Below are 10756 nucleotides of genomic sequence, written 5' to 3'. Positions count from 1 at the left end.
TGCTGATGGTGATGGCTATTTAGGATCAACCACTTCAGTTATTTCCTGTACAAGTCCGGGATCAGAGTATAGCCTGACCGAACCGGCTACTGATGACTGTGATGATTCTGATAAAGCTATCAACCCGGATACAGTTTGGTATATCGGAATTGATAATGACGGCGACGGATTTATTGGAAGTGTGGATTCTACAACCCAATGTGCTTCTCCGGGAACCGGATATAGCACGACTTCCCCTGCGGTGAGCGATTGTGATGATAGCGATGCAGCTATAAATCCTGATGCTACTGAAATTCCAGACAACGATGTGGACGAAAACTGTGACGGGGAGCTCCAATATTCTCCTTCAGATATTGAAGCAATTTACTCCGTTCTACAGGCAAAAGAGGTAGATGATTATCATAATGAAGATATCCTGGCTACGGTTAGTGATCAGGATGGTTTAATTGTTGGTGCCAATATCACCTCGGGCGATCTTCCGGCAGGGGTCACTATGACGACCGAGGGTCGCTTTGTGGTTAGCGAGGCCGAAAACCTTATACCTGGAGAGTATACGCTGGAGATCACCACTACAGATGAATTGGGAGGAGTAACGGTTCAGGTAATTACCCTAAGCTTCTTGAAGGACTCAGATCATGATGATGACGGCTTATCTAATGAGGAAGAAGAAATCCTCGGTACAGATCCTGAAAATCCTGATTCTGACGGCGACGGATTGACCGATGGGGAAGAGGTTCTTGTGGTAGATGATCCAGGCACAGATGCCGGCCCTTCAGAAGTGAGCGATCCCTTAAATTCCTGTGATCCATTCCAGACGGGTGACAATTGTGATCCGGACGGTGACGGCCTTACTAATTCTGAAGAAAGATCTCAGGGTACAGATATCTTCGATCCAGACTCCGACAATGATGGGCTTACCGACGGCGAAGAGGTAAATGGAATCGATGACGCTGGAACTCCTTTGGTAACTTCAGCAACAAGTGATCCGCTAAATAGATGTGATCCAAACCCTAATTCTTCGGAATGTTTTGAAAATGGACCTGAGATCATTCAGAAATTGTCACCGAACGGAGATGGAGTGCATGATTATTTTGAAATAAAGGGAATTGAAACTTTTGCTGAAAATACCCTGGAGGTCTATAATCGTTGGGGAGTAATGGTCTATGAAGCCAGAGACTATGGCGATAACAGTAAACTATTCCGCGGAATTTCTGAAGGACGTTTAACCGTTCGGAAAGGCGAAGAGCTGCCTGCGGGAACCTATTTCTATATTCTTCGGTATAAGGATGGCGAATGGAAAACGAAATCAGGTCATTTATATCTAAACAGATAAAAAATCAAGATGAAAAAGTACTTAATCATATTCATATTTATTGCCGGGATCTCTGGATATTCTCAACAAGATGCACAGTATACCCAGTACTTGTATAATACTTCTTTGTTCAACCCAGCCTATGTAGGTTCAGAAGATTTTTTAAAGATCTCTGGCGTCTACAGGTCACAATGGGTCGGCCTGGATGGTGCTCCGGAGACACTTTCTTTAAGTATCAATGACCAGATTGGTAAAAATGTCGGAATTGGAGGATCTATAATTTCAGATAAGGTTGGGCCCAGCGATGAAACGATCATCAATGCTGATTTCTCCTACACCCTAGATTTTGAAAATAAGGCCCTTGCCTTCGGATTAAAAGCCAGTGCGAATATCCTTAATGTGGATTTCAGTCAGCTTACAGGATCAGATGCCGATACTGAATTTCAGGAAAATATAGATAACAGGTTTACGCCGAATATAGGGGCTGGGGTTTATTTTTACAGTGATAATTATTACCTGGGGCTTTCTGTGCCTCAAATGCTGGAGACCAGTCATTATGAGCGTAATGATGTTCGGGAGACCTACTTGGCAAAAGAGCGTTTTCACACCTATTTCATGGGAGGATATGTGTTTGAACTTAGCAATGAATTAAAGCTGAAACCGGCTTATTTGCTGAAGGTTACAGACGGTGCTCCTCTGCAATTTGACCTGTCTGCTAACTTCCTCTTTCTGGAAAGATTTACCCTGGGAGCTTCCTACAGGCTAAACTCTGCGGTAAGTGCCCTGGCCGGATTCCAGGTATTCGATAATGTTTTTGTTGGGTATTCCTATGATGCCGATACTACAGAATTAAGAAGTTATAATTCAGGATCCCATGAGATCGTCCTGAAATTCGATATTTCGAATACGCTGAATAAGTACATGTCCCCACGTTTCTTTTAAGGTTTAGCAAACCGACTAACAATAAAAACCTCTCCCTTCTCCGGAGAGGTTTTTATTTTTGGCCACTTTCCGATATTTGTAAGGAAATACTGGTCTTCCAGACCAACTCCCGGCCCGCAGAAATGCGGCTTTTAAATTTATACCTATGCCTCAAAATAAACATACAGAATATTCATTACTGGAACTTGCCGTGGTGGGACAGGATATCCCTCATTCAAAGGTTTTTGAAAATACCGTTGAAATGGCCCAGAAAGCTGAGGAATTCGGCTATAAACGCTTCTGGCTGGCTGAACATCATAATATGGTGAGTATCGCCAGTTCTGCCACTACCGTGCTTATGAGCCATGTTGGCGCCAGAACCCATAAGATAAGGATAGGCTCTGGAGGAATCATGCTGCCAAACCACTCGCCTCTAATTGTGGCCGAACAGTTCGGAACCCTTGGTTCCCTATATCCGGGAAGGATAGATATGGGCCTTGGTCGTGCTCCCGGAACCGACCAGGTGACCGCGCACGCCATTCGAAGTGACCGGGTGAATTCGGTATTCAAGTTTCCACATGAGATAGACGAGATCCAGCGCTATTTCAGGAATAAACTTAATACCACCAAAGTCCGGGCAACCGTGGCCGAAGGAGTGGATGTACCCATGTATATCCTTGGTTCAAGTACCGACAGTGCCCACGTGGCGGCAGAGAAAGGCCTGCCTTATGTCTTCGCGAGTCATTTCGCGCCTGGACAGTTATTCGAAGCCATGCAAATCTATTACCGGGAGTTCCAGCCTTCAAAATACCTGGATGAGCCTTATAGCATCGCCGGGATCAACGTGACCGCGGCCGATACTAACGAGGAAGCTGAGATCCTGTCTACCAGTTCACTCAGGATGATGGTCGGCGTGCTTACAGGTAACCTGGATTATCTTCAGAAACCAACAGAAATGGACGCCGAGCTCAGGGAAGTGAGGGACAATCCTGCCTTGCAGCGTATGCTGAAATATGCCTTTGTTGGGGACCGGGAAACTGTTGCTGCCAAAACCCGTGATTTTCTGAAACAGACCGGGGTAGATGAGGTGATCGTTGCCTCGCATATTTACGATCAGCAGGCCAGGATTAGGTCTTACGAGATATTTTCAGAGATCATGAAAGAGATCAATTCCTAAAAGACCTTTAAAACTAGCCGATTTCTAGTTAAGGATGGTTAAATATTTAGCTGTCAGTCTGTATCGCTTCTGAAATTTGCTTTTAATCCATTAACTTGAAAAGAAAAACAAATGGAAGAAAAAGTAAAGATCAAATCGATATTTCAGGTAACTCACGATGTAAAACAGTTCGTATGTGAAAAACCTTCGGGTTATAGTTTCACGCCCGGGCATGCTACCGAAGTTTCCATAAATAAGGAGGACTGGAAGGATGAAAAGAGACCTTTTACCTTCACCAGCCTGAAAGATGCAGACGATCTGGAATTCACTATCAAGATCTATCCAGACCATGATGGGGTGACCGAGCAGCTGGATAAACTGAAGCCGGGAGATGAGCTTATCGTCAGGGATACCTGGGGCGCTATTGAATATAAGGGCCCGGGTTATATTATCGCCGGAGGAGCCGGCATCACTCCTTACATCGCGATCTTAAGAGAACTGGATAAGAAGGGGGAGATCGATGGAAACAGGCTCATATTCTCTAATAAGACCGATAAGGATATTATCCTGAAGGAGGAATTAGACCGAATGCTGGGCGATAAGGCCACTTACTTGATAACAGACCAGGAAGACACGAAATACACTAAGGCTTACCTGGATAAGGAATTTTTGAAGAAGGAGATCAAGGATCTGGATAAGAGGTTCTATGTATGCGGACCTCCAAAAATGACCGAGGCCATCAATGATATCCTGGAAGAACTGGGGGCGAACCCAGATTCGGTACAACTAGATGACCAGTAATTACTAAAAATTAACTGTTTAAAGGTCCTGAACAATAAATACCGCATTATTATTCAAATCATAAAATCCAAACTCGCTGGTATTCCAGGGAGTTTGGATTCTTAATTTATCTGCAACAACAGTTCCTCTTTTCACGAATTCCCTGAAAAGCGGTTCAATATCCTTAACGAATATCTTTATCACCGATCCACCCAGTAAAGGATCCTCCGGCGTGTCTGCATGCCATTGCAGGTGGATGCACAGGTTTTCCCGTTTTAAGACGGCGTACAATTCATCTTTATGCAGGAGCTCGAATCCTGCATATCTATAATACCATTTTACATCCCTATCTATGTCCTGGCTGGGCAGTACCGGGGAAATTTCGAGAAAGCCTGAATCCATCATCTTTATTTTTAATTCAGTTATCGGGCTATAATATTGCTCCTGGTCGCTGTTGAAGTTATATTTTATTCCATTCCCATATGCCATACTTAAGCTCTTTAGGCAGTTTAAAACCACATAATTTAAGAGTCAGCATGATATTCCCCCTGTGATGCGCTTCGTGGTGGATAAAATATCCGAGCATGGGCACCAATCCTCGTTTAAAACCTTTTACTTCAGCATTGTTCTCAATACTTCTATTGATGACCTCCGCAATTCTTTCCGCGGTGATCGTATGGCAATCTACTAGCATATCAATGCTTTTCGCATCACCGGCCTTTATGGTCTGCAGGTCGGCAACCATTTTCCTGTCGAAACTTTCCAGTTTCCAGTATCTCACATTGTACATATGCGCCAGCTGATGGCCAACACTGCCACCGCCTCGTTTAGAAGTGGTGAGGCCCAGTTCTTCATTGGAAATGTTTTCCAGTAGCTTCAGGTTGGCCCTGTGGTTGATGAACCAGGTCTCCAGGATCTGTTTTTCGATCGTTTCCATCGAGGCAAATTACGAAACTTCAGTTATACATTTAACTATTCATCTGCTCTTCCAGCAATGAAAGTATAAGATCTATTTCCTGCATTAACGGCTTATACTGGGCATTTTCAGTAGCGATCCCGGTAAGGATAAAGATGAGCAGGTTATTTTCGAATTCCCTGGACTCTATCAGTTCCAGGTTGCTGAATTCAGAATTACTCTTTTCAAGCCCCATTTCCCGCGAGCTTACCCCGGTTTGATCTAAAATGGTCCTGATGCTGGCATTCTCTTTACGGAACAGGTTCACTACTTCTTCCCGCTGGGCCTTGAGTGCATTTTCCTGGTTGCGTAAACTCAGGATATAGGAATCCCAGGCGGTTAGATGTTTTCTTAGTTCGGCGCTGGAGATATCTTCGAGCCTTCCGGAATTGATGAGTTCGTTCAAAAGGGAATTGTTCGGGTTATAAGCGATCTCGTAAGAAAAAGAATTATAGAGCATTTCTGAAAGCTGTTCCTCGTTTTCCAGGTCTTCAGAATTGCCAATAAGGCTGGCTATCTTTTTTGAATTCTGATAATTGAGCCGGTTCACCTCGATCAGGTTTTGCAGCTTGATCCTGTTCTGCTCAAATTCATCCTTAAGTCCCTGCAGATAGAATTCTTCCCGCTTTTCCACAATGCGATCTTCTTTCCAGTTGTTTATGGCCAGGGCAATAAGTATTCCGATCACCACCAGTGTGATCTCGCCAAGGGCGTAAAGGAGATATTTTCTGAACTTATTTTCAGCCAGTAATCTTTGCCTGATCTTCCTGAAGAATCTTAACATGATAGTACCCGGGAGTTTTGTAATTCCCTTTTAATCAGCAACTAAAATATTAAAATTATTCTTATGCCTGCGCCAGGCTATGTAAAGTGCTTGCCAGGGAATTACCCGAGATAGACCAGAGCTAGAAACGCCGGTACGCTAATGGCCAGCGAAATCAGCGTGGGCTTGACCCAGCTTTTTTTCTCGTATTCGGTTTCCCTGCCTATATAGCGGTTCCAGAAATATTCGTTCAGGATGAGCCCACCCAGTAAATTAAGGGGAAGGGAAAAGTTGGTCCCGGCCTTTATAGAGCTAAGCTTATACACAAGTCCCGCGACGTATATAAACACAAATAGCAGTACCTGGTAGGTGCCTTTTTTCTCCTCCAGTTTTTTCAGGTTGCTCAGTAAAAGGGCAGCACCGAAAATGACCGAAAACAGCCCGGAAAAGATCAGGATGATCCTTTTCGAATAAAGTTCGGGCAGTTCCTGGGTTCTCTGGGAGGTTGATTTTAGCTGTTTATTTTCTTCGATATGATCGCTCATGTTTATTTGCTGGTAAATTTTGTGATTAGGCGTTCGTGCTGCGGAAACCTTTCTAATAATTCCTTTCCCGGCGGAAGTTCAAAATCCTCGAAACTGAAACCTGGCGCCACCGTGCATCCTACCAGGGAAAAGTCGTTTTCGTTGATCACTTCTGCCGCGAACCAGTCACCACCTTTCACTACTAGCTGGGGTGTTTCACCATTCAAGACTTCCCTGCCAATAAGCTGCTCTTTGTGTTCCCCGTTTTCAGAAATAGTGTGCAGCCTGATGGGAGAGCCGTCATAAAAATGCCAGATCTCGTCCTGCTTGATGCGGTGAAAATTTGAATGTGCTTCTGAAGTGAGCAAAAAATAAATGCAGGTGCTGAAATTCCTTTTTCCGGAGTAGGCCTCCCCGAGCTCGGACTGGGAAATTTCCCCTTCACTGCGGTAGGTCTCCCTGAAAAAACCACCTTCAGGATGTGGTTGCAGGTCCAGCCGTGCAATTATTTTTTCCAGTTTGTTCATTGGAAGTCAGGTTTCATGCTCGGCGAAAATACTTAATTTAAGTAAGAAAATCAGCAGAGCTTCTCTCCGAAAAAACTTAGGCTGAAGCTGTAGCCGACCATAAATTTCCTCCCTAGCTGGATAAATACTGAAAGTTTGAGAAATTTTATTCGTGGTATTCAGAAGTGATAGGCACTTCTTAGATCAATAATTAGAGGCGTAATGAACTGCAAATCAGAAAAATAAAATCTTATATTAGCTAGAAAGGTTCTTAGCTTTATTTAGATGTATAGCAATTCTCCATTTTTTGGCCGAAAATTTTTATTCCTGCTGCTTCTCTTACTTCCTTTTTGCCTTTTTGCGCAGGAGGATAAAGAAAAAGATCAGGAAGAAAGGCTTGATTCTATCCAGGAAGTAAAGCCGGAGATAATACCCCTTTCCCAGATAATACGTGAGATCGAAGAAACGAATGAGGATATCGAGAACATCAGGGACAGGGTTGTGGCCAACGAAACAGAGATAGACTCACTTTTCCCTATCTATGTGGGTTTTTTAAATACTCAGAAAAAGGCGGTAAACAGGTTCTTTAATGCCAATCCCAATAGAGAGAAAATCGATAATCTTATCATTAAGTGGCAGGGATTTAAAAATTATCTGTCCCAGTGGGAGTCTGAGATCAACGAAATAGAAAATCGTAATTCCGGGTATTTCGAGACCTTACAGGCGAAAGATGCTACCTGGGAACTGAACTATAAGAACGCCCAGCAAGAGGATTTTCCTGCCGAGGTGCAAACCAGCATCAGGTCTACCTGGATAGAATTGCAGGAACTCAGGGATAGCATTGCTGAAAAGAACAAGCTATATCTCCAGCTGGAATCAGAGGTGAATCGCGAGATAAGGGAAACAGGTAAGATCATAGAGCAGCTTTCAGCCATGAAGCGCTCTGAGGTTTACCAGCTGTTTTACCAGCGTATTCTTCCCATCTGGCAGAGTTCTTTTGAGAATATTTCAGCCCCTTCACGGGAAGAGAACCTGAACTCGCTGGAAATTACCAAAGTGGGTATCCTGAAATTCATAGAAAATAACAAAACCAATCTGCCTTTATACCTTTTTTTGGTAGGGCTTATCGCATACCTGGTGGTTTATCTTAAAAAGGCTTTTCAGAAATTTCCACTGGTCGAAAAAGATATCGATATTCAGCAGGCCAGCAAGGTTCTCCTGCAAAACCACATAGTTACCATCTTCTTTTTATCCTTGTTACTGGCAAGATACTTCTTTGTGCCCTTGCCCAAGTTATTTTTGGATATCAACAGCCTGTTGTTGCTGTTGTGTTCGGTTCCTCTCTGGATCACCTTCGTGGATAAGCGGTATAAGAAATTGCTCTATTTTGCCGTGTTCCTGTATGTTTTTAATTCTGTGAAGACCTATGTCTGGTTCAACGCAGAGCAGTACCGGTTTTACCTGCTTACAGAAACCATACTTATTCTTGGCATCCTGCTGGCATTCACCCATCCTTTCAGAAGTAAGAAGAAATACGATAAATGGAGCCTGGGCTGGTTCCTTTCATTATTGATTCCCCTGGCTTACCTGCTGGGTGTAATTGCACTGGTCTCGAACATACTTGGATATGTGAACCTTACCGATCTCAGCCTGAAGATCCTTAGTCGAAGCGGAGTTCTCCTGATCTGGTTTAACTCCCTGCTCATGGTGTTGTACTCGATTTTCCTCAGTATTATTCACCGGCATTACCACGCTAAGGAAAATGTTGATATCCGTAAGAAATACCATACCGAAAAGAAGGTATTCAGGATCGTAAAGGCCGGCCTCATCTTTATCTGGTGTCTGCTTTTCCTGAATCTGATAGACCAGCTGGAGCCTATTGTGGCTTATTTGAACAATTTACTGGAGGAGGTTTACAGGATAGGAAATATAAGTTTTACCCTGAAGGATGTGCTGTCTTTCATATTCATACTTTTCATCTCCTTCCTGCTAACGCGTATAATCGCATTCCTGCTGAACGATGAGGATGGCGTTTTAAAGATCTTTAAATTACCCAAGGGAGTGCCTACGGCCATTTCGCTAATTATTCGGTACTTGATCATCGCCTTTGGGATCGTGCTGGCCCTTTCTTCTCTGGGCATAGACCTGAGCAAGTTCAACCTGATGGCCGGTGCCCTGGGCCTCGGAATTGGTTTCGGGCTGCAAACGGTGATTTCCAATTTTGTTTCAGGTCTTATCCTGGTATTCGAAAGGCCAATTATAAAAGGAGATACCGTTGAAGTTGATAAGCTGCTGGGTACCGTGAACCGAATTGGCATTCGCTCTTCTAATATCACTACTTTCGACGGGGCCGAGGTGATCGTGCCGAACAATAATCTTATTTCCAACGACCTGATAAACTGGACGCTTTCTAACAATACCAAGCGGGTAGAGGTACATGTGGGCACCACTTATGGATCTGATCCCAACGAGGTGCTGAAGATACTTTTTAAGGTGGCTGAAGGCCATAAACACACTCTGAAGCAGCCTCCGCCCCAGGCCCTGTTCATGGATTTTGGAGAAAGTTCGCTGAACTTCACCTTAAGGTTCTGGTGCCACTATGAGAACTGGCTGCAGGCTAAAAGTGATATTTCGATAGGTGTTTATAATGCCTTTAAAGAAGCAAATATCCAGATCCCATTTCCGCAGCGGGATATTTATATCAAAAGCATGCCGGGTAGCGAAAAAAATACTGAAACTCCGGAGATGGGCGCTCCTACAGCCAAGGATTCAGAGAGACCGGATATCCCTGAAGTGGTGCAGCCTATTGAGCATCGCAATCCAGAACACGAAACCAAAAAGCAGGGAGAACTGGACCCAAGCGAGGATGCAGGGGATAGATCTGAGGGTGACCCATCTGAGACCTAATTTTCCATATTTACATAAAAATCCCCGAGAGAGTGAGTAACTATGTTCGTACGTCTTCTGAAGGTCTTTTGCAATTTTCGAGGCGGATTCTCCCCAACCGGCACCAGGGTAATTTTCTTTTTCCTGCCCATGATGCGATCGCAAAGGCTTATCGACCCCTTGTTTAGGCTGATGGTAAAACAATACAGGTAGCTGCCTATCCATTCAAGGTATTCTTCGGTGTTTATCTTGTGCAGGGGATTTTTTACTTCAACTTCCTGTTCGTGGATGAGTGCCTGTTGTAATTCTACGGCGTTTAGCGGAATACCATCTTTAAGAACCAGAATATTGAAGCAGGGGTCTATAAAGAACCATTTTTTAAGGTCTTTCAGGTAGATCTCATGAACTACATGTGCCCTGGCATTCTCCATTTCGTCCATTTTTCCCGGGAACAGCCATAATCCCCGCACAGTATATCCGAGGGATTGCAGGCAGGCAATAGACACGGTGCCGTAATCTACCGCTCTAAAGTTCTTTCCTTTTTTCGCTTCTTTCAGAAGATAGGAAGGATAGTTCTTCCTGGGCCTGTTCTTATGGTCTGGCTTCCACCTGGAATGCACCCAGGCCTGTATCCTGAGTATATTCTGAAGGTCTGAAAGGTCAGGATCTACCAGGCTTTGCAGGTCGTAGTCTTCCCTTAGTTTTTTCAAATAAAAGTCATTGGACCTGTCGGGGTAGGTGATACGAAGGTCTAACTGTTTCTTCTTTTTAAATTTTAGGCTCATTGGGGTCCTTATTAGATATAATCTATGCCGTATGGATAAAATCTTTAGAGATAAGATCCAGTTTAAAATTTAGAAGGGGAATGAAAAGTCCGGCTAAGGAGTAGAGTATCTTATAGCATTCGGTTCCCTTACCTTAAAAGGTATTGTTTAATGTCTAACTGAAAAATT

General features: G+C 43.8%; 11 protein-coding genes. 5 read left to right on the top strand and 6 right to left on the bottom strand.

The features are described from left to right. The 4 genes from FLP08_RS07855 to FLP08_RS07840 form a co-directional block, all read left to right on the top strand. On the top strand, positions 1 to 1333 hold a 1333-nt coding region (locus tag FLP08_RS07855), incomplete at its 5' end, for a T9SS type B sorting domain-containing protein (protein WP_156275647.1). A gap of 9 nt (positions 1334 to 1342) precedes the next feature. After that, a complete protein-coding gene (locus tag FLP08_RS07850; RefSeq protein ID WP_156275646.1) occupies positions 1343 to 2254 on the top strand; it encodes a PorP/SprF family type IX secretion system membrane protein in 912 nt (303 codons plus the stop codon). Positions 2255 to 2399: 145 nt separating this feature from the next. Further along, the gene (locus FLP08_RS07845; RefSeq protein WP_156275645.1) at positions 2400 to 3410 is read left to right on the top strand and encodes an LLM class flavin-dependent oxidoreductase; all 1011 of its coding nucleotides are present in this window, start codon (positions 2400 to 2402) and stop codon (positions 3408 to 3410) included. 111 nt (positions 3411 to 3521) lie between these two features. After that, complete coding sequence (locus FLP08_RS07840) at positions 3522 to 4190, top strand: FAD-binding oxidoreductase (RefSeq protein ID WP_156275644.1); 669 nt, start codon at positions 3522 to 3524, stop codon at positions 4188 to 4190. 18 nt (positions 4191 to 4208) lie between these two features. Here the strand turns inward: FLP08_RS07840 and FLP08_RS07835 are convergent, their stop codons facing one another. From FLP08_RS07835 to FLP08_RS07815, 5 genes are all read right to left on the bottom strand, one after another. Continuing rightward, positions 4209 to 4658 (bottom strand): VOC family protein, encoded by a 450-nt coding sequence (locus FLP08_RS07835; protein WP_238388462.1) that lies wholly within the window; start codon positions 4656 to 4658, stop codon positions 4209 to 4211. Further along, positions 4630 to 5106, bottom strand: a complete 477-nt coding sequence (locus tag FLP08_RS07830; protein ID WP_156275643.1) for a DinB family protein — start codon at positions 5104 to 5106, stop codon at positions 4630 to 4632. Before FLP08_RS07830 ends, FLP08_RS07835 begins: the two co-directional genes overlap by 29 nt. Positions 5107 to 5137: 31 nt before the next feature. Then, entirely contained in the window at positions 5138 to 5908 is a 771-nt protein-coding gene (locus FLP08_RS07825) for a DUF6090 family protein (protein ID WP_156275641.1), read from the bottom strand. A gap of 101 nt (positions 5909 to 6009) precedes the next feature. Then, the gene (locus tag FLP08_RS07820) at positions 6010 to 6432 is read right to left on the bottom strand and encodes a hypothetical protein (protein WP_156275639.1); all 423 of its coding nucleotides are present in this window, start codon (positions 6430 to 6432) and stop codon (positions 6010 to 6012) included. Positions 6433 to 6434: 2 nt separating this feature from the next. Continuing rightward, positions 6435 to 6938 carry a cupin domain-containing protein gene (locus FLP08_RS07815; protein WP_156275637.1) on the bottom strand — a complete coding sequence of 168 codons (504 nt, stop codon included), beginning with the start codon at positions 6936 to 6938 and terminating at the stop codon, positions 6435 to 6437. A gap of 264 nt (positions 6939 to 7202) precedes the next feature. On the opposite strand from FLP08_RS07815, the gene FLP08_RS07810 reads away from it, so the two are divergent. Continuing rightward, positions 7203 to 9824 carry a mechanosensitive ion channel domain-containing protein gene (locus tag FLP08_RS07810; RefSeq protein ID WP_156275635.1) on the top strand — a complete coding sequence of 874 codons (2622 nt, stop codon included), beginning with the start codon at positions 7203 to 7205 and terminating at the stop codon, positions 9822 to 9824. Here the strand turns inward: FLP08_RS07810 and FLP08_RS07805 are convergent. Further along, the gene (locus tag FLP08_RS07805) at positions 9821 to 10588 is read right to left on the bottom strand and encodes a transglutaminase domain-containing protein (protein ID WP_156275633.1); all 768 of its coding nucleotides are present in this window, start codon (positions 10586 to 10588) and stop codon (positions 9821 to 9823) included. The two genes, FLP08_RS07810 and FLP08_RS07805, sit on opposite strands and share 4 nt — an antisense overlap. Between the last annotated feature and the right edge of the window lie 168 nt (positions 10589 to 10756).

It is taken from the genome of Christiangramia aestuarii (assembly GCF_009735585.1).
Taxonomy (GTDB): domain Bacteria; phylum Bacteroidota; class Bacteroidia; order Flavobacteriales; family Flavobacteriaceae; genus Christiangramia; species Christiangramia aestuarii.
Note: the sequence above shows the minus strand (reverse complement) of the source record. Positions and strands in the feature narration are given on the sequence as shown.